Annotated in this window: 21 protein-coding genes; 7 read left to right on the forward strand and 14 right to left on the reverse strand. The window is 63.3% G+C overall.

From position 1 onward, the window contains the following. Positions 1-237: 237 nt before the first annotated feature. Complete coding sequence (locus VFZ97_04130; protein ID HEX6392603.1) at positions 238-801, reverse strand: DinB family protein; 564 nt, start codon at positions 799-801, stop codon at positions 238-240. Positions 802-850: 49 nt separating this feature from the next. Here VFZ97_04130 and VFZ97_04135 point away from each other — a divergent pair, with 49 nt between their 5' ends. Then, complete coding sequence (locus VFZ97_04135) at positions 851-991, forward strand: hypothetical protein (protein ID HEX6392604.1); 141 nt, start codon at positions 851-853, stop codon at positions 989-991. Between the two features lie 383 nt (positions 992-1,374). On the opposite strand, the gene VFZ97_04140 is transcribed toward VFZ97_04135, so the two are convergent. The 7 genes from VFZ97_04140 to VFZ97_04170 all read right to left on the reverse strand — a co-directional run bounded on the left by VFZ97_04140 (position 1,375) and on the right by VFZ97_04170 (position 7,964). After that, positions 1,375-2,994, reverse strand: coding sequence for a RecQ family ATP-dependent DNA helicase (locus VFZ97_04140; protein ID HEX6392605.1), 1,620 nt, complete (start codon positions 2,992-2,994; stop codon positions 1,375-1,377). Between the two features lie 12 nt (positions 2,995-3,006). Further along, entirely contained in the window at positions 3,007-3,414 is a 408-nt protein-coding gene (locus VFZ97_04145) for a hypothetical protein (protein HEX6392606.1), read from the reverse strand. A 210-nt stretch (positions 3,415-3,624) separates the two neighbouring features. Beyond that, positions 3,625-4,029 carry a PIN domain-containing protein gene (locus VFZ97_04150; GenBank protein HEX6392607.1) on the reverse strand — a complete coding sequence of 135 codons (405 nt, stop codon included), beginning with the start codon at positions 4,027-4,029 and terminating at the stop codon, positions 3,625-3,627. Continuing rightward, positions 4,010-4,261 carry a hypothetical protein gene (locus VFZ97_04155; GenBank protein ID HEX6392608.1) on the reverse strand — a complete coding sequence of 84 codons (252 nt, stop codon included), beginning with the start codon at positions 4,259-4,261 and terminating at the stop codon, positions 4,010-4,012. Before VFZ97_04155 ends, VFZ97_04150 begins: the two co-directional genes overlap by 20 nt. Positions 4,262-4,589: 328 nt before the next feature. Continuing rightward, on the reverse strand, positions 4,590-6,848 hold the full coding sequence (locus tag VFZ97_04160) for an FdhF/YdeP family oxidoreductase (GenBank protein ID HEX6392609.1): 2,259 nt from the start codon (positions 6,846-6,848) through the stop codon (positions 4,590-4,592). Next, positions 6,841-7,722, reverse strand: coding sequence for a formate dehydrogenase accessory sulfurtransferase FdhD (locus tag VFZ97_04165; GenBank protein ID HEX6392610.1), 882 nt, complete (start codon positions 7,720-7,722; stop codon positions 6,841-6,843). Before VFZ97_04165 ends, VFZ97_04160 begins: the two co-directional genes overlap by 8 nt. Next, positions 7,719-7,964 carry a hypothetical protein gene (locus VFZ97_04170; protein ID HEX6392611.1) on the reverse strand — a complete coding sequence of 82 codons (246 nt, stop codon included), beginning with the start codon at positions 7,962-7,964 and terminating at the stop codon, positions 7,719-7,721. Before VFZ97_04170 ends, VFZ97_04165 begins: the two co-directional genes overlap by 4 nt. Before the next feature lie 425 nt (positions 7,965-8,389). Between VFZ97_04170 and VFZ97_04175 the strand changes: the two genes are divergently transcribed. After that, positions 8,390-8,851, forward strand: coding sequence for an SRPBCC family protein (locus tag VFZ97_04175; protein HEX6392612.1), 462 nt, complete (start codon positions 8,390-8,392; stop codon positions 8,849-8,851). Positions 8,852-8,860: 9 nt separating this feature from the next. Here VFZ97_04175 and VFZ97_04180 read toward each other — a convergent pair whose 3' ends face one another. Further along, entirely contained in the window at positions 8,861-9,295 is a 435-nt protein-coding gene (locus tag VFZ97_04180; protein HEX6392613.1) for a VOC family protein, read from the reverse strand. Between the two features lie 433 nt (positions 9,296-9,728). Here VFZ97_04180 and VFZ97_04185 point away from each other — a divergent pair, with 433 nt between their 5' ends. The 3 genes from VFZ97_04185 (at position 9,729) to VFZ97_04195 (ending at position 12,273) form a co-directional block, all read left to right on the forward strand. Then, positions 9,729-10,805: an IS110 family transposase gene (locus VFZ97_04185; protein HEX6392614.1), complete on the forward strand. Its 1,077-nt coding sequence runs from the start codon at positions 9,729-9,731 to the stop codon at positions 10,803-10,805. Between the two features lie 138 nt (positions 10,806-10,943). After that, positions 10,944-11,438 (forward strand): carbonic anhydrase, encoded by a 495-nt coding sequence (locus VFZ97_04190; GenBank protein HEX6392615.1) that lies wholly within the window; start codon positions 10,944-10,946, stop codon positions 11,436-11,438. A 211-nt stretch (positions 11,439-11,649) separates the two neighbouring features. Next, on the forward strand, positions 11,650-12,273 hold the full coding sequence (locus tag VFZ97_04195) for a maleylpyruvate isomerase family mycothiol-dependent enzyme (protein HEX6392616.1): 624 nt from the start codon (positions 11,650-11,652) through the stop codon (positions 12,271-12,273). A gap of 153 nt (positions 12,274-12,426) precedes the next feature. On the opposite strand, the gene VFZ97_04200 is transcribed toward VFZ97_04195, so the two are convergent. Further along, positions 12,427-12,972, reverse strand: coding sequence for an AAA family ATPase (locus VFZ97_04200; protein ID HEX6392617.1), 546 nt, complete (start codon positions 12,970-12,972; stop codon positions 12,427-12,429). A 157-nt stretch (positions 12,973-13,129) separates the two neighbouring features. Between VFZ97_04200 and arr the strand changes: the two genes are divergently transcribed. Further along, positions 13,130-13,555, forward strand: a complete 426-nt coding sequence (gene arr / locus VFZ97_04205; protein ID HEX6392618.1) for an NAD(+)--rifampin ADP-ribosyltransferase — start codon at positions 13,130-13,132, stop codon at positions 13,553-13,555. Between the two features lie 92 nt (positions 13,556-13,647). Here arr and VFZ97_04210 read toward each other — a convergent pair whose 3' ends face one another. Both VFZ97_04210 and VFZ97_04215 read right to left on the reverse strand, forming a co-directional pair. Further along, positions 13,648-14,292, reverse strand: coding sequence for a dihydrofolate reductase family protein (locus tag VFZ97_04210; protein HEX6392619.1), 645 nt, complete (start codon positions 14,290-14,292; stop codon positions 13,648-13,650). A 158-nt stretch (positions 14,293-14,450) separates the two neighbouring features. Next, complete coding sequence (locus tag VFZ97_04215; GenBank protein ID HEX6392620.1) at positions 14,451-15,032, reverse strand: hypothetical protein; 582 nt, start codon at positions 15,030-15,032, stop codon at positions 14,451-14,453. A 168-nt stretch (positions 15,033-15,200) separates the two neighbouring features. Between VFZ97_04215 and VFZ97_04220 the strand changes: the two genes are divergently transcribed. Beyond that, positions 15,201-15,533, forward strand: coding sequence for a hypothetical protein (locus VFZ97_04220; GenBank protein ID HEX6392621.1), 333 nt, complete (start codon positions 15,201-15,203; stop codon positions 15,531-15,533). 69 nt (positions 15,534-15,602) lie between these two features. On the opposite strand, the gene VFZ97_04225 is transcribed toward VFZ97_04220, so the two are convergent. Together VFZ97_04225 and VFZ97_04230 are read right to left on the reverse strand one after the other, a co-directional pair. After that, positions 15,603-17,885 carry an MMPL family transporter gene (locus VFZ97_04225; GenBank protein ID HEX6392622.1) on the reverse strand — a complete coding sequence of 761 codons (2,283 nt, stop codon included), beginning with the start codon at positions 17,883-17,885 and terminating at the stop codon, positions 15,603-15,605. Between the two features lie 212 nt (positions 17,886-18,097). Next, complete coding sequence (locus tag VFZ97_04230; protein ID HEX6392623.1) at positions 18,098-18,271, reverse strand: hypothetical protein; 174 nt, start codon at positions 18,269-18,271, stop codon at positions 18,098-18,100. Positions 18,272-18,393 lie beyond the last annotated feature (122 nt).

An 18,393-nucleotide genomic window follows, 5' to 3' on the forward strand; every position in this document is an offset into this window, starting at 1 on the left:
GTCCCTCCCGGCGAGAGAAGGACCCAACCCTCTTCACAGCCCCAACAGCCATCCGACCCTCCCGACATCGGCGGCGGCTCAGCGCCCCAGCCGAACCATCCCGCAAACAGCGGCGACCCGCTGCTTCATCGCATCACATCCCGTACGCGGGGATTCGTGTTGCGCTCTAGCTTGGCTGTGGACGCGAGTTAGTGCGGGGCGCTCCAAGGCGCTGTCGGGTAGTCGCCTTGACGGAGGTCAGTTTGTGGTTCTCGCGGCATTGATTGAACGACCGATGTCGAGCAGATGATGGTGCCCCTCATGGGCGACCTTACGGACGATAGCCAGAGTGGTCATATCAAGGTTGCCAAAGGTAACGGCTCGATCCCAGGCATCGCCTGCGATATTGGCCGCTTTCCTGGCGATGCGGTCGGCGTTCGCCGATAGGTCCTCAACTACTTTCAAGAGGTCCTGGCTGTTGTATGAGCTTTCAGAAGCGGTCCGGTCGGGAAGATCCGGATCGGGGTCGGGTAGCTCTGGGTGCTCCTTGGTGAGCGCCTGGTGAAGCCCCCATCCCCAAAACGCGATGACGTCGCGCATGTGGGCGGCGCACTCGAGCGCCGACCAGGTGCGAGCATCTGGGCGCCGACGCAAGACGATGTCGGGGTCTTCTCCCTCCTGCAGAGCAAGCGCTTCCTTATAACGAGGGCCTAGACCACGCAGCGTTCTTTCGGCGTTCGTGGCCGTGATGGTGAGGCCATCGAAGCCGCATTCCGAGCACTTCTCGGCCTGGGCTGTAGGCCTTGCGGGCGGCTCTTCCATCGCCTGCAACGTAGTTCCCCTACCCCGGGTGGTAAAAGAGTGGGGATCTATGCCTGACCGATACCATTCGGAGATCCCGTCGGTGAGTTCCGACCCACCTGGCATCACAGGCCACCTGTCGCCGATCTTTACTGTCACCAACCTGGACCGCAGTTCCTCAGACGTGATCCGCCGTTACAGGATTCCCTGATAAAGAAGCTGGACTGGCCGCGCGAAGTGGCTGCGGTACTCGTCGGAAGTGATTGAGCGGCCTAGAAAGTCCCGACAACTGGCGCTGGTTGCTTCGACCATGACCTCGAAGTCATCTAGCAGCGTGCCGTTCCAATCCCACACAAAGTGCGTGATCGCCACGACGAACAAGACTATCTGGGCCCCACTATTCATGAATCACGCCGGGGAGCTACTCGGCCGGTACATGCGGAAACCACGTCGACCCGCGGCTGGTCTGGGTGCTAGACGATGTGACGATCGCCGCCCGCGTCAGTCCAGGTGGGCCTTTCGCTGCTGCGGGTACGGCGGCCTGGACGTGAGCCGGCTTGGTTTCGCGATCGAACTTGCGACCGGCGGTTCGGTCTAAAGGAGGCGTAGCAGACTTTTGTCACGCAGGATCGACACGAGGAGGTCCCGATATCCGTGGTCGTCGAAGAGAATGGTCACCTGATCTCGGTCGTACCTTTGAATCGTTCCCTCGCCCCAGCGGTCGGTGGCTACGCGGGCCCCGACCGGGAAGGGCTCCTGCCAGCGGGGGGGCGCAGAGTGCTGACGGTCGTTGTCACAGTTACCGCAGGGACCCGGGTAGTTCTGCCCGAAGTAGGTCAGGAGAAACGAACGGCGGCATCCGGTGTGCTCGGCGTAGCGGCGCATCATATCGAGGCGAGTGGCCTGGATCTCCTGCTCGCGAGTCGACTTCTCTGCAGATGCCTCAAGGGACGCAGGAACGCTCATCACATCGCTCCACCGCACTCCCCCGTCGGCAAGCCAGCTGGCGGCTCCGATATCAACTAGGCGGGCGAGAGCGAGAGTCACCGATCGAGCGCTACGAGTCGCATCGGCGAGATCGTGGGTGCTATTGCCGGCGAGCCCGTCGGCGAGGCGATAGGCGACTTCGGCGAGGGTTGTCTCAGAGACACGGCTTCTTACCGTGAGGTGTCGAACTACAGCCAGGTCGGGTTCGTGGTACACCAGGCGGGCCTGCGCGGGTAGTCCGTCCCGAGCGGCCCGTCCGATCTCTTGGTAGTAGGCGTCGATCGATCCGGGTGGATCGGCGTGCACTACCCAACGCACATCGGCCTTGTCGATACCCATCCCGAACGCCACCGTGGCGGCCATGATCCGCGTCGACCCATCGAGGAATGACTTCATGGCGTGGCGCCTGACGGCCATCGGAAGCCCTGCGTGGTAGAGCGCCACGCCGTGCCCGGCCGCGGCGAGAAGATCCTTGACGCTTTGGGCGCCCGAGCGCGTGGCGGCGTAGACGATCCCTGGTCCCTCGAACTCCGATATCGCCCGTTCGATTTCCCGCTGCTTGCCCTCACGGGAGAAGACCCGATGGACGCTCAGGCTTATCTCCGGTCTGTCGAAGTCGCCGATCACCACCTCCGGGTCCCGGAGGCCTAGCCGCTTGATGATCTCCTCTCGTACCGGCGGTGCTGCCGTCGCAGTCAACGCCATGCGCACCTCGGCGCCAAGCGCATCGGCCTGAGTGCCGAGGCGCAGGTAGTCGGGCCGAAAATCTTGACCCCACTGGCTCACGAGATGGGCCTCATCGACCGCGAACAGACCCGGCTTGGCCGTAAGAAGCGCAATCCTGGTCTCCGGGTTGGTGAGCTGCTCGGGCGAGACAAACACAAACTCGTTGGCGTCACCAACGGTTGCTAGCGCCTCCGCTCGCGCCCGGCTCGACAGCTTGGAGTTCACCACGGTCGCCGAAAGGCCAGCGTCGCGAAGATGTGCGACTTGATCGTCTTCCAAGGCGATCAGCGGAGATACCACGACCGTCGGGCCGCTCCTCAACAGTCCGGCCAGCTCGTAGATGGCGGACTTGCCGGCGCCGGTTGGCAGCACCGCCACCACGTTGCGGCCTGCAGCAGCGGCCGTCACCGCCTCGAGCTGGCCCTGGCGCAGTTCGTGAAACCCGAGCCGCTCCCGGGCTAGGCGCCGGATCGACTGGCCTGTCGGCAGCGTCGCCGCCATCCTGCCGGCTCTTTACCAGCGGTCGGGGTCGGCTATCGGAGAGTCGTCAAGAACCTGCTCCATGTCGGCGGGATCAGTGTCGATCTCGTCCAACTCTTCGTCGTCCTCGATATCGGGGGCGTCGAGCGAGTCGTCCTCGGCGAGTGCAGCACCCTCGGCGCCCTCGTCGGGCTGCTCGCCACTACGGCGGTCGGCGGTCACGGGATCGACGTCCCAGCCCGCTTCGATGTCCTCAGGATCTTCGGCACGTCCCCACCCGTCTGGGTCATCCATGCCCCGGTCAAGTATCGACATCTGGACTTCATCCTCGAGGTCGGCCCCGGCCTCCTCCAGCTCGGTCCGATCGGCCGCCACGTCCTCGATATCACGCTGACCAGAGCTGTCGCCGGATGCGTCTTGCTCGTCGAGAGCTAAATCCAAATTTTCGTCTTCGGGTGGCTGTTCCGGGATATAAGCCATGGTGGTCGCGACCCCCTTTGATGAGCTACTTCACAGTGCCACGGATTCCGTTCTAATCGGAGCTCCGTCAAGCCGAGCACGAAGGTCGCCGAGGGCAGTTGACGAGACCGGGCGGCATGTCCAGACGATCTGGAAGCGAGTTGACACAAGGTTCCGAGCTCCGGGCTAACGTCAGACCCTTTGGATTGTGACTCGATCAGCTTGATTGGCCAACGCGTTGAGGTCCCCTTCGTCACCGGTGAAAACAATCCCACCCGGCTCCGCAGTAGCGACAAGTATCGAGTCGACTGCCGACCCCCGACGGGCCCGAAAGCGAAGCTCCCCTGCCCGCCGGGCTAACTCTTCGGGCAGTTCCTCAACAATGTCGCAGGTCTTAAGCAGCCGGTTCACATTCGCGTCATTCCGTTGACGCCCGGAGATCGACTCAGCCAGCACCACGGAGGGGACCAACGGTGGCCAAAGACCGTCCCGAACGAAGGCCCGAATTGTGGCCACCGCGTCTTGATTGCGCTTAGCCAAAGAACTGAGCCCGCCCGAATCCAGGACGAGTATTGGTTCAGCTCGCCTTTGGAGAATGAGACTTGCCTCTTACGCGCTTCGACAGCGCCTCAGCTCGTGCAACCGCCGCGGCAGACGGCTCGCCCACCTCATCAACCAACTCGGCCAGGTAGCGCTCCGTCTCGGCGAGAAGCTCGCGGCGACGAAGCTCCGCCCTCACGGCCCCTTGTAGGAGCTCGGAGGCCGGAAGTCGACGTTCCTTCACCGCCCGATACAAGTCCTCTGGAAGATACACCTGGAGCCGAGGCATGCGCCTAAGTATACGCCTCTGCCCCGTCGGTACGCGTCGCTTCAACAGGCCCCGTTGACTGTCGAATCAGCGAACGAAATGACGACGATCTTGTCCTAGTCCTGTACTACAACTAGTCCAAAGATGCCCCGGAACAATCGTGCTGGACCGCACCGGCACCCCACCTGACCAGGGAGTTTCCATCTAGACCGGTCAGCAAAGAAGGCCCGGAGCATGTATGAGTCCCCCGCTCTAACCACTGAGCTACAGGCCCTTAGGTACTTCTACCAGCACTCTTGTTGCCCAACTTGGAAGACTAGTTCCCGACGCTTTCCGAGTTCAGAACGGCCTAAACACAACGCTCCAGCCGGACAATGACGGACTTGGATGTAGGGGTGCCGCTCGTTTCTGCGGTGGACTCCAGGGGAACCAGCACGTTGGCCTCCGGAAAGTAGGTCGCCGCGCACCCCTTTGGCGTCGGGTATTCGACTACGCGAAACGCTTCTGCCCTTCTCTCTCGATCGGTCCAAATGCTCACGAGGTCCACTAGTTCTCCATCACGCAAGCCGAGCACCTGAAGGTCTGACCGGTTCACAAACACCACTCTGCGTCCACCCTCGACGCCCCGATACCGATCGTTGACGTCATACACCGTTGTGTTGAACTGGTCATGCGAGCGAACTGTCTGGAGAATCAAGTGACCTTCGGGGGCTACAGGTGCGGAGAGCGGGTTCACCGTGAATCTCGCTCTACCCGACGGCGTGGGGAACGTCCGCGAATCGTGCGGGCCCCGCGGGAGGGTAAATCCCCCAGGCGCCGACACGCGACGTTCGAAATCCTCGAAACCGGGCACCACCCTCGCGATGTGCTCGCGTATCGTTCTGTAGTCCTCTTGCATCTTCCGCCATCCGACATCTTCACCGAACAACGCCTCACCGAGTGATGCAACGATCGCAACTTCACTCATGAGTAGAGGAGACGCGGGCTCCAAATGACCTCGGGACATGTGGACGACGCTCATAGAGTCCTCGACCGTCACGAACTGTTCTCCGGAGACCTGAAGGTCCCGCTCGGTTCGGCCAAGGCACGGCAGAATCATGGCTTCTCGACCATTGCAGAGGTGCGAGCGGTTCAATTTGGTCGCCACGTGGACCGTCAGAGCGCAGTTGGCCATGGCAGCCTCGGTGACTCCAGTGTCGGGGGAGGCAACCGCAAAGTTCCCGCCGAGCGCGAAGAAGACGTCAACGTGGCCGTCCCGCATCGCCCGGATCGAATCGACAGTATCCCAGCCGGATCGACGAGGCGGTTCGAACCCGAATTCATCACCCAGCCGGTCGAGGAAATCGTCCGGCATCCGCTCCCACACGCCCATCGTCCGATCACCCTGCACGTTGCTATGACCTCGTATCGGCGAGGGACCGGCGCCCGGGCGACCGATGTTTCCTCGCAGGAGCAGAAAGTTGACGATCTCCCTGATGGTCGCTACCGAGTTGGCGTGCTGGGTGAGTCCCATGGCCCAGCAGACAACGACGCTCCCCGACTCAACGACGCAATCGGCGAGGGCCTCGATCTCCGCGCGGCTGACCCCGCTCATCGTCTCGAGGCGGTTCCAATCCAGGGACTTCCACGCCTCGACGGCGTCGGCCAGACCTTCGCAATGCCGAGCTATGAAATCACCATCAAAGACGGATCCCGGCGCGAGAGCTTCGCGGTGAGCTAGGACTCGATTGAGCCCGGAAAAGAGTGCTAAGTCGCCGTTTACCCGGACCTGAAGCAGCTCGTCGGCGATAACCGTGCCGCGCCCAATCAGCCCCCGGACTGCTTGGGGGTTGCGGAATCGACCAAAGCCTGCCTCGGGAAGGGGGTTGATGGCGATGATACGCGCACCTCGTCTTTTCGCATGTTCGAGTGCCGTCAGCATGCGCGGGTGGTTGGTACCGGGATTCTGTCCCGCTATCAAGATCAGGTCGGCGTGATCGGTTATGTCAGCGAGCGACACGACCCCCTTGCCGACCCCGATCGTCTCGGTTAAAGCGGCCCCGCTCGACTCGTGACACATGTTCGAACAGTCAGGCAGATTGTTGGTGCCGAGCTTCCGGGCGAGAAGCTGGTACAAGAAGGCCGCTTCATTACTGGCACGACCGCTGGTATAAAACACTGCCCGGTCAGGGCTGCCAAGAGACTTCAGACGGCCTGCGACGAGCTGAATGGCATCAGCCCATGAGATCGGGCGGTAATGGGCCGCTCCAGGCGCGAGGTAAGCCGGGTGCGTCAACCGACCCGCACCTTCGAGGTGACGGTCATCCCAATTGCGAAGTTCTGAGACCGAATGGGCGGCAAAGAACTCCTGCCCGATCCGTTTCCGGGTGGCTTCCCATGCAACAGCTCGGGCGCCGTTCTCGCAGAACTCGGCATGGTTCCGTTCCTCGGGCGCGGGGTCCGGCCAGGCGCAGCTCGGGCAATCAAACCCATCGACTTGATTCAGTTTCGACAGCGACTTGATCGAACGTGTCGCTCCCATTTCGCGCAGCGATATCCGGACCGCTGACGTGACTGCCGTGGGGCCTGCCGACGTCTCGGCTGCACCGGTTCGTCGCCGGTTAGCCATCAAGATCGAATCTTTCCGAATGGGCATAGACATTGAAGGAGTCGCCCCGTACGAAACCCGCCAAACCCAGACCGAGGGCATCGGCTGCTTCTACTGCAAGGCTCGTCGGGGCGGACACGGCACATATCGCGCCGATCCCCGCAATGGCAGCCTTCTGCACAATCTCGAAACTAACTCGTCCAGATACCATGAGCCCGTAGGAAGCGAGGGAGTCACACTGGTCGACGTGCTGACCTGCGCCATGAGATGCCCCGTTGAGAAGCCAGTTACCAATCACTTTGTCAACGGCGTTGTGACGCCCGACGTCCTCGCGGGCGCAGAACATCATCCCAGTCTGGTCGAACAATCCGGCAGCGTGGAGGCCCCCGGTCCGGTCGAACGATTTCTGGGACCGACGCAATTGATCTGGCATCGATACAACGACGGATCCTGGGAGACCCCGCGCCGAGCGCGGGAGAGGCGCGACCACGTCACCGGCGAGAAGGACATCCTCGATACTCGACTTACCGCAGACACCGCAACTGGCACTCGACACAAACGGCCGAGCCTTCCCGGAGCCGACCCGGGCGCTGCCGACCCGGACCGTCACGGTGTTGTAACGGCGGCGAGGATCCTCGCGGACCCCATCGCAATAGCTAACTGCCTCGATCTGATTTGGAAGCACGAGGTTCTCCGTGAAGAGAAGGCCGACGGCGAGCTCGAAGTCGTTTCCGGGTGTCCGCATGGTGACGATCACAGGCTGGGACTGCCCTCCATGCTCGGCCAGGCGTATCTCGAGTGGCTCTTCTGTAACCACGTGTTCGGGAAGTTCGACACGGTGATCCCGCCGCACCTTGATCGCGCGCAGCGGAGTGACGGGGACGGGAATGGTCACTGGCGTGCTCGAAGCTCGGTGCGAAGCTGGTCTGGAGTGTCGATGTCGACGAGGCATCCCCGATCCCCAGAGAAGGCCGCCCACTCGTGCTCCGGAACGTATAACGGTTTGGCTGCGTCGAGCAGGTCGAAGATGGCCCGCCTTCCCGCTTCTGTGAGACCGATCGGCAGATCCATGTAGCGCGATTGGTACCTCGTGCACAGGTTCACCTCGCGCAAAAGCTGCACGGTACGTTCAGCCAAGTTGAGATCAATTGTCAAGCTTCCGTCGGGATCGGTCGGGGGCACGCGGATCGCCGCTTCGTCCCGTCCCATGCGCGAACTACGTCTCCCAGTCAGTAAGAGCCTGGCGCAAAGCACCTTCTGATTCTGCACCTAGTGGTTGGACGGATACCAACTGACCGGAGTCCACCTGGTTAGTTAAGGCAACGGGTTCTGCCGTCTCACAGCTGTGACAGCTGCTCCTAAGCCGAAGCACAGGGCGCACGCGCGAATCGATCCACCCGACCCCCTATCGGCGTTCGGGTCGAAACCTAGGGGCGCTGTTCTCCCAACCCGGCAATGAGGGACAAGCGTTGCCCGGGTTATCGGGATGGTCGCAGACGATCCTTGGGCTTGAGACTCAGGTCTCCCTTCTGCACTCACCCGGATAGCCATATCATCCGGGGATGCCTCGCACAGACACCGCGTCTCGGGTGATCGCCGCCCAGCGCAAGCTCGTTTATGAGGCGCTGGTCGATCCCGATGCCCTCAGGACGTGGCTGCCTCCATCGGGAATGACTGGCAGGTTCGAACACTTCGATATGCGTCCCGGGGGGTCGTATCGGATGGCGTTGACCTATGCCGACGGTGGCGTTGCGCCGGGGAAATCCACGCCCGATTCCGACATCGTCGATGTCCGTATCATCGATATCGCCCCCGAGGCTCGGGTCGTGCAGTCGGTGAAGTTCGTCTCTGATGATCCTTCTTTTGCCGGCGTAATGACGTTGACGTGGGAGCTAACGGCGGTCGAGGGAGGAACCCGCGTAGAGGTGACTGCGGAAAACGTGCCCGACGGCATCTCCAAGCGCGACCACAGCAAGGGAATGGCATCTTCGTTGGTGAACCTTGCTGAGTATCTCAAAGCCTGACGGTAGTCGTCAGATGTCTTCGAGGGCCTGGTTCCACAGGACCTCCCATAGATGCCCGTCTGGGTCTTGGAAGTAGCCGCTGTAGACACCGAAGGGTCGGTCGTAGGCTTTGACCGTCACAGTCGCCCCGGCGGTTTCCGCCGCGTCCAGGAGGGCGTCTACTTCTTCTCTACTTCCGACCGCATGCCCGATGCTGAAGGAACCTGAGTGCGTCCGAGTTGGAACAATTTTGGCGTCCTTGGCGAGTTCGCTGCGTGGAAAGATTGCCAGCAGAACTCCTCGGTCGAGCTGGAAGACGGCGATAGCACCTGCCGCGTTCTCTTCGTCACCCGGGAACTCTGTCGCGATGATTCCGGGTGACTCCAGTCCGAGCCGCCGGTAGAACGAAAGAGACCTCTCAAGGTCATCGACGGCGAGGGTCAATACGTGGATGCGGGGCTTCACAACGTCTCCTCCCCGATTGGGCTACGTATATCGTGCCCAACCCTAAGACCCAGCTACCAGGTCGATCTCGTGGCGCTGAAATGGATTGCGGGCGGTACAAACATACACACGAGAATCCGCAGCCCGAGGATCACATGCCGATACAGATCGGGCAGTGATGATGGTCCGCGTGGTTCGGTGTTGCCGATAGTAGGAAGGGTGGAGGGTTTCGCTCACTCGGTCTGACCCGCAGATCGGCCGACCCGTTGGGGTGTCCTTGAAGTGACCAGTCGGCCGGGTGATCGAAGTCCTTCAGAGATGTTGTGCACGCACCGGTCGGGCGTCCGTGACCGAAGAGGCGCCTGTGCAAGAGGCCCCATCACTGTCTTGTCCGCCCTCCCGGCGGTGCGTGCCACCTGCAACCCACGTGAAAGGAACAGGCGACTTGACAACGATCGCGCACGACAGACCCGGTTCGGTGACGGGCGGGGTGGACACCCATAAAGACGTCCACGTAGTGGCAGTCCTTGACCCGGTTGGACAGCTAATGGGAACGAGATCGTTTCCGACCACCCGCCGTGGATATCGAGACACTTTGAAGTGGATGCAGTCCTTCGGGGATCTCAAGGCGGTCGGGGTCGAGGGGTGCGGGTCCTGGGGTGCTGGCCTGGCGCGGTTCTTAGTGGCCCGGGACGTCCGGGTGGTGGAGGTCAATCGTCCCAACCGCCAGAACCGGCGTCGGCGTGGGAAGTCCGACACAGTCGATGCTGAAGCGGCGGCTCGAGCGGTGCTCAGCGGCGATGCCACCGTCACCCCCAAAGCCGGCGACGGACCGGTCGAAGCGCTGCGGCAGCTACGTATCGCCAGGTCCGGGGCCATAAAGGCCCGCACCGCAGCAGCCAACCAGCTCCACAGTCTCTGCGACACCGCACCAGACGCGATCCGATCCAAGCTGCGAGGTCTGACAGTCAAGAAGATGGTGTCCACCGCGGAGCGGTGGCGACCGAGCGGTGAGATCAACGCCGAGAATGCAGCCAAGCGGGCCCTGGCCACAGTCGCTCGGCGGTGGCGGACCCTCGACGCTGAGGCCCGTGAACTAGACGTGCACATCAAGGCCCTGCTCAAGCAGCTGGCGCCGGAGCTACTCGCTGTCTACGGCGTCGGTTACGACACCGCCGGGCAGCTCCTCGTCACCGCCGGCGACAATCCCAGCCGGCTCGGCCACGAGCGTTCTTTCGCAGCGCTGTGCGGATCATCGCCCGTGCAAGCATCGTCGGGAAGAACGAACCGTCACCGTCTCAACCGAGGCGGTGACCGCCAAGCCAACTCGGCGCTGTGGACCATCGTCAGAGCCCGGATGGTCAGCCACCAACCGACACTCGCCTATGTCGAGCGGCGCACATCCGAAGGACTTTCCAAGACCGAGATCATGCGCTGTCTTAAGCGCTACGTCGCACGCGAGCTCTACCCCCACGTACAAGCGCTCATCAACCACAACGAACCCGTCAACTCACCAGAAATCGCGGCTTGACATCAAGAGGCGCATCACGTCCCGCGTCTCACTCCGACCCGGCGATCAAGGATTGTCCAGGTCGGGCTTACGTCTGGATGTTCTGGGACACGCGTCGGACCGCGCGCAGCGCCTTACCAGCATTGTTAGGGTTTGCCCGTGTCTGCGACCGACCGGCTGGTGGCCAATAACACTGCCTTTGCCGGCCACTTTGACCTGGGCCACCTCAAAGCGTCTCCCACCTCGCACCTGGCCGTTCTCATGTGCATGGACTCGCGGATTGACACTTTCAGAGCGTTCGGCCTAACGGCTGGTGAGGCCCACATCATCCGCAACGCGGGCGGGGTGGCGACCGATGACGCGATCCGCAGCCTGATGCTGTCCCAGCGGGTCCTTGCCACCGAGGAAATCGTGCTGATCCATCACACCGACTGCGGGCTCCTCGGCGCTAGCGAATACGAGCTCTACCAGCAGATCCACGCCGAAACAGGCGTGCGGCCTGGTTTCTCTCTGGAAGCGTTCACTGATGTCGAGGAGGACGTACGGCGCACAGCCCGCAAGATCAAGGCGACGCCGTTTCTCCGCCACGACCGCATGCGGGGATTTGTCTACCAGGTGGAAACGGGCAGAGCGCTTGAGGTCGAACTCTATTGACGCCGTAGGTTCTCGACCGCGGGAAGGTCGTTCGGGTCGAGCAAATCGATAAGCGCACTGCAGAACCGGCGATCAGAGGCGGTCGCGCTGGGAGGTGACTCCGCCAATATGAGGCACCCAATCCGGGCAACTCCTGCCGACCAGGCAGCGTCATAGCCGGCCCGTTCGCAGCGATTTTCCACTCTCGGTCGACTTCCAGCAGGATTTCGCTATGGCAGACAACAGGGCAACCATTCGCCAGGAGCGGGAAGCGCTCGCATCCGACATGGAGGCTATTGACGAGGCGGCTTGGACCAGTCCTTCACTGTGCCCAGGGTGGACCGTGCGCGACGTCCTCGCCCATATGACGGCCCTTGCGCGTATGACTCCGGCACTGTTCTTCCGAAAGCTGGTCGCCAGCGGGTTCAACCCTTCTCGTCTCCAGGCCCGAGACATCACCTTGGAGAAGGGCGGCGACATCGACGAGACCCTCGCCCGATTCCGCAGCGTCACCGCCGGCCACAACCGCCTGCGTGCCGTTCCGGCCAAGACGGCACTTGGCGAATCACTGGTACATGCCGAGGACATCCGCCGACCTCTCGGCATCGAGCATCACTATCCACTGGACGCGTTAGTCGTCGTCGCCGACGCATACAAAGGGTCCAACATCGTCGCCGGCACCAAACGGCGCATCACCGGTCTGGCATTGCGCGCCACCGACATTGACTGGAGCACCGGATCGGGACCGGTGGTGTCAGGCCCGATGCTCTCCTTGCTCATGACCATGGCCGGTCGACACGCCGCTATCGAAGACCTCGACGGAGAAGGTGTGGAGACACTGAAGTCACGCGCCTGACTGGAAGCCCCCCCACGCCGACCTGGAACTGCCGATCTCCATCTAGTCCTGCTGGTCGCCTCTCCGATCACAAAGAATCAGCCCGCCGCGGAACCGATCGGGTCCCACCCGCCGGCACTCCCAGTCCCGGCGGAGCGGGATGGGACTCGTCGGTCACCCCTGACGTCGTGTTCGGGTGGTCTTCACTGCGGCAGCGAGGACCGCGTCTGCGACCTCGGATGGGGGCTGCGTGCCGTCGATAAGCATCGCGCCGAAACATCTGTAGGTGGGCTCGGCACTCTTGTTCCACGCGAGCGCTGCCGCCAGCTGATCCGGGTGTTTGCCGAAGGCGTTCGTGGTGCGAATCTGGAGACGATCTCGAAGAATCTCGTTGTCAGCCACGAGACAGATCACGAGGTCGAACAGGTCCCACACGTCGACCTCGTTCTCGACCGATCCGAACAGGAACGCCGTCTTGTCGTGCGCCCGCGCTGCCAACGACTCGACCTCTGCACGGCTGATCCGCCAGGCGAAACGCTCAAGCCAGCCGGCCGGGACCGGATAGGGCGGATCGGCAACAACCTGTCCGCTCGTGCGGTCTACCCAATGGTTGTAGCCCTCCCAGTCGGCGTCGACCGCGAGTTCGCCTCGGCTCTTCAGCAGATCACAGACCGTTGACTTCCCCACCCCAGGCGAGCCAGTCACCCACAACAGCGTCACGAATAAAGCTTCGCATGGACAACCCCAACCCATGGCCAGATATCGATCGGTGGCGGGCCCCTCACCAACAGTCGTGCCACACCGCGGGTAGTGGCGTGACGTGAGGACACCCGGTTCCCAGGTTGCGAGCGCATTGCCGCTTGTTAGCGTCGCAGTGATGAGCAACAACCGTGAGCCCGTGCCCTTCGAGGTGTACGAGCCTGGCGTGTATTTGCACGGAACGAAGGCGGACCTTGTCGTGGGTGAGATGCTGGTCCCCGGCCGCCAGTCCAACTTCGAAGAGGGCCGGGTGATGAACTACGTCTACTTGACCGCGACGCTCGACGCCGCGACCTGGGGAGCCGAACTCGCCTCTGGTGAAGGCCGGCGGCGAATCTACGTCGTCGAGCCGACAGGCGAGTTCGAAGACGACCCCAATCTCACCGACAAGAAGTTCCCCGGCAATCCGACGCGGTCGTTCCGTAGCCGCGAGCCGCTGCGTGTTGTAGGTGAGCTGGTCGACTGGGTCGGTCATTCGCCGGAGAAGCTGTTGGCCATGCGCTCTGGCCTACAGCGGATCGGAACCAGGAAGATCGAGGACTGAGCCGCGGCGCGTTGACTCCTGTGCGGGCCATCCACGGCGTGAAGAGTTTCGGTTCGCCACCGCCGAGGTGGTCTCGCATCGGGCTCGACGGCTCAAGCGTGGCGGTTCTTGTTCCAGAACTGATGAATGAGGCCACTCGGCGAGGAAACCGACTCGACGGTGAAGCGATCCTCGACGCCCTCCAGTCCTCCCCACAGGGATACGCCGCGCCCAAGAGTGATCGGCACCACCACCAGGTGCATGAAATCGACCAGATCAGCCTCTAGGAACTGACGGACCGTCGAGGGGCCGCCGCCGATACGAACATCACGGCCGATCGCCGCCTCCTGGGCCAGGCGAAGGACCTCATGCGGCGGACCGTCCACGAACCGGAAGCTCGTACCGTTGGGGAAGTCAATCGTTGGATGGGGGTGGTGACTCAGGACGAATACCGGCGTCTGGAACGGCGGCTCGTCGCCCCACCAGCCCCGCCAACCATCATCGGGCCAAGGGCCCACCTGCGGCCCGAACTTGCGGCGTCCCATGATCTCGGCGCCGATGCCCTGGCCCCACATACTGGTCAGGGCGCGATCGAACGTGAAAGGGGCGTCCACCTTGTCGACCCCATGAATGGCCCGGCCGTCGAACCAGCCAAACAGCCGCTCGGCACCGCCGATCGGGGTATCGAACGTGACGTGCTCGCCGGCCCCGTAGCCGTCGATGGAGATGTTCAGGCCGTGGACACGGGTGCGGGGCATGCGACTCCCTCATTGATCGACTCGATGGCGTAACACAACGGCTGACGGACGGCGATGGTCGGAATCATCGCTGACACCCCGCTTGGCGCGATGGACCGCCGGCGGGACTCCAGCAAAACATAAGGGGAGCCTCGCCGGTCACGTTCCGAGGAGCCGCCCTATAACGATCCCGGTCCTGCTGTTGCACGGCGATCGCTGGGGCGACGACAGGTGCTGCCATGGCATTGCCGAACCGCCACGCGCCGCTGTCCCATACTGGGCACGGGGCGGTCACGCCATGTACGGCGGCGGGGGCTCCGGGGCAAAAGTGGCCGCCATCGGGAGCGCGTACGACGTTGATTGGGGTGCCGTTGGCGTTGCGCCCTCCGGTGCAGGCTCTTCAGGCAGTCAGGGCAGGGTGTCGGTCCAGCGGCCTTGTGATAGAACCGACGCACCGCGTCGGTGTAGCGGCCGTAGGGTGAGTAGCCGGCCAGCGCTGCGTACATGGCGTGGAGGATCGCGTTGCTGATGTCCCCCGAGCGGTCGGCCGTGCGGCTGATGGGCGCTCCCGCGAAGAAGACGATCGAGTGCGTGGGGGTGAAGATGTTGAGCACCGCTTGGGCATCAGCCGCGTACTTCTGGAAGTGCGCCGCGCCTATGAGAGAGAGCCCGTCGAGGTCTTTCATGCGAGGGGTGAGTGGTTTGCCGCTGAACTCGACGACTACCGCATCTGGGTGGATTCCCGTGGCGTCGGCGCGCATTTGGCCCAGCCAGTCGCAGATTGCGGTCCCGCCGTATGTTCGGTGGTGACGTGGGTTATACCTGCCCGCGCCAGGTTCGCCATAAAGAATTGCTGCGACTGGGCCGCCAGCGAGTCGCCGTACAACACAACCCGCCGAGCTGCGAACGGTTCTGCGCCCAGGTGCACCATGGATGCAGCCCTTCTGGCCTGGGCGGCTGCGATAGCGGGCGGCGCGGCGGGGGCCAGCATGATCGCGATCACGATCGTGAACGCCATGGCGGCGACAAGGCAACGAAGACTGCGGGAGGCCGAACGCTTTGGGATAACACAGTCGCCTATCGCCCAGAAGCGGGGCGGCTTGGTGGCGGAGGTCCCGTTCGTGGCCGTGTTTGTCCGTGGTGATGATGTTTTTGCGGCGCGCATGGCGAGCTTCTCTCGGTGGGAACGGGGCGATCAGGGTCCTGCGGCTTTGGTGCCGCACCGGCGCGGACCTCAGCGCTGGTGGCTGGTCCGGCCCTGATGCGGATTCGGGGGTGTCGCCAACCAGCCGGGCTCAGCGAAGAGCCCGGCTGGCAGTCCAAGCAGCTGGTTAGGCGGCGGACTCGGTGGCGAGTTCCGCGTACGCGACCGTCTGGAAGACAGGCGGAGTGTCAGCGGTTGGCCGGTGAGGCCGCTTCTGGGTGTCGTCCGCGACGGCTTTCGGCTCGTGGCCGATCTGGGGAATCCAGTTCAGCCAGGACGGCAGGTACCAGTTCCACTTCCCGAGCAGCTTCATGCTGGCCGGGAGGAGGAGGGTGCGTACGATGGTGGCGTCGAGGAGGACGGCGGTGGCGAGACCGATACCGGCTTCTTTCATCGACACCTGGGAGAGGGTGGCGAAGGTCAGGAACACCATGACCATGACCACCGCGGCGGCGGTGACGGTGCTGGCGCTGGACTTGATCCCGTCGCTGACAGCCTGACCGGTGCTGTGCCCGGCGAGGTGTCCTTCCCGGATCCGGTTGAGGATGAACACGTGGTAGTCCATCGACAGCCCGAACAGGAGCACGAACATGAAGATCGGAAGCCAGCTGGTTATGGCGTGGGTGGAGTGGAAACCGAGGAGGCCTTGACCGTGTCCTTCCTGGAAGATCCAGACCAGCACGCCGTAGGAGGCGCCGACTGACAGCAGGTTCAAGACGATCGCTTTTGCGGCGATCACGATCGAGCGAAACGAGACCAGCAGCAGGACGAAGGCGAGCAGGAGCACGAAGCCGAACACCATCGGGATGGCCTTGTGGAGCGAGCTGTTCCAGTCCTGGTTGGCGGCGGTCAGCCCGCCGACGTTGACGGTCGTGCCGGGGACGTGCCCGATGGTTTCCGGGATGACCTTGTCTCGCAGGGCGTGAAGCGCCCGATTCGAGGCGGTGTTCTCGCCGTCTCCGGCGAGGGGCATGGAGACGACCTCGACCGTGCGGTCGGGGCTGACGCGGGTGGTGAACGGCTGGTTCATCTGCCCGGTGGCGAGGGCGGTCCGCTCCATAGAGGCGATACCGGACTGGACGGCCGGGCTGGTCACGTCATGGGCTTGGACTACCACCATGGCGGGGACAGGCCCGCCGGGAAAGGCGGTTTCGATCTGGTTGTAGGTCTGGACCACGGGCAGGTTCTGGGGCAGGTCGCTGATCGTCGGCGCGGCGGTGTGCATGCCCAGCACCGGTATGGCCAGGGCCAGAAGCGCTCCGCCCGAGATGACTGCGGAGGCGACGGGGCGGGCTAGAACCTTGTCGAGGATCCATCCCCAGGTGCGGCCATCGCTACCGTTGCGGCGACGCAGGCGGGACAGGCCGGGGATGCGGCCCCGCTCGACGCGGTCGCCGAGCAGTGACAGCAGGGCGGGCAGCACGGTGAGCGATCCGATGATGGCAAGGGCGACTACGAGCATCGATCCCCAGGCGATCCCGGCAAAGACCTTGTCGCCGGCCATGAACATGCCGGCCATGGCGATCAGAACGGTGATGCCGGAGATGAGGACCGAATGGCCTGAGGTGGCGGCCGCGGCCCGCAAGGCGGCCTCTTTGCTGGCTCCCTTAGCGCGCTCTTCACGCTCGCGCTTGACGTAGAACATCGAGTAGTCGACCCCGACGGCGAGACCGACGAGGAGCAGCACCGAGCCGGCCGAGTTGTCGATGGGGTTGAGGTGGCTGGCGAAGGCGAGCAGCCCGGTTGCGGCGAACACCGCCGTCATGGCCAGCGCGACTGGGAGCAGAGCAGCGACCAGGGCTCCGAAGGCGAACAGAAGCACGAACAAGGTGATCGGCAGCGACAGCCCTTCGGCTTTCTTGAAGTCCTTGGTCGTCTTGTCGCTGGTGGCCTTCATGATGCTGGCGTCACCCGCTTCGTGGATCGACAGTTGGGGATGGTCGGCTGCCGCGGCGGCTACCGCGGTCAGTACTGGACCGACCCGCTTGGCGGAACTGCTCATGCTGCCGGTCAGGTCGAACTGCACCAAAGCGGAGTGGCCGTCCCGGCTGATCTGGCCGGCGTGGCCGGGGCTGTAGGGCGATTGCACGTTCGCAACCCATGCGGTTTCCGTCACCCGGTTGACGACATCGTCGACGGAGGCGCGGAACGCCGGCATGCCGGCGGTCAGAGTCGAGCTTTGGATCAGCACCTGCTCTGTCGCCGCTTGCGGGAAGGCCCGACTGGCAGCGACGGCGGCCTCGCCCGAGCTGCCGTTGCCGGCAGCGGACTGGCCGAGTTTGACCGTGCCGATGGCCCGGCCGGCGAACACGGCAACCATTACGAGAAGCAGCCAGGCACCTATGGAACGCCACGGGTGGGTGCCGCTCCATCGTCCGATCCTGGCGGTGAGATTGGTAGGGGTTTTCATGGCGGTCCTCCTGGTGGTGGGTGGTGGACCGCATCGTCGATCGGCCGGCTGATTCAGCCCTGATCGACGGCTTGAAGCGAATCCGACCGATGAATTCAGCCGCGAATAAGCGTCAGATCAGCAGACGCTTCGATACTTAGCAGCGGGTCGAGATGGACGGCCCAAACGATCGGAGGTGACCCAATGAACAGCACTAGGACTTCCCGAGTCGATCAGATCATCGCCCTCATCGACGCCTGCCTGGCGGACGTCGAAGGGTCACTGAGGCCCGCCGCGGCCACCTCCGGGTCGACCACTACCAGCCGTCTCGGGCCGAGCTTCCGGCCCTGACCACGCCACGCCAAGTCAAGATCAGCCGAAAGGACCCAATCCCGTGTACTCAGCACTGACCGAAATGCTCGCCACAGCCCACCGCGACGTACTCCAGCGCCAGGCATCCCGCCACGCGCTTTCGCGCCAGGTTCATTGCCACTCCGCTTCACACCGGTCCGCCGGATCTTCCCCGACC

Source organism: Acidimicrobiales bacterium (assembly GCA_036378675.1).
Lineage (GTDB): Bacteria > Actinomycetota > Acidimicrobiia > Acidimicrobiales > Palsa-688 > DASUWA01.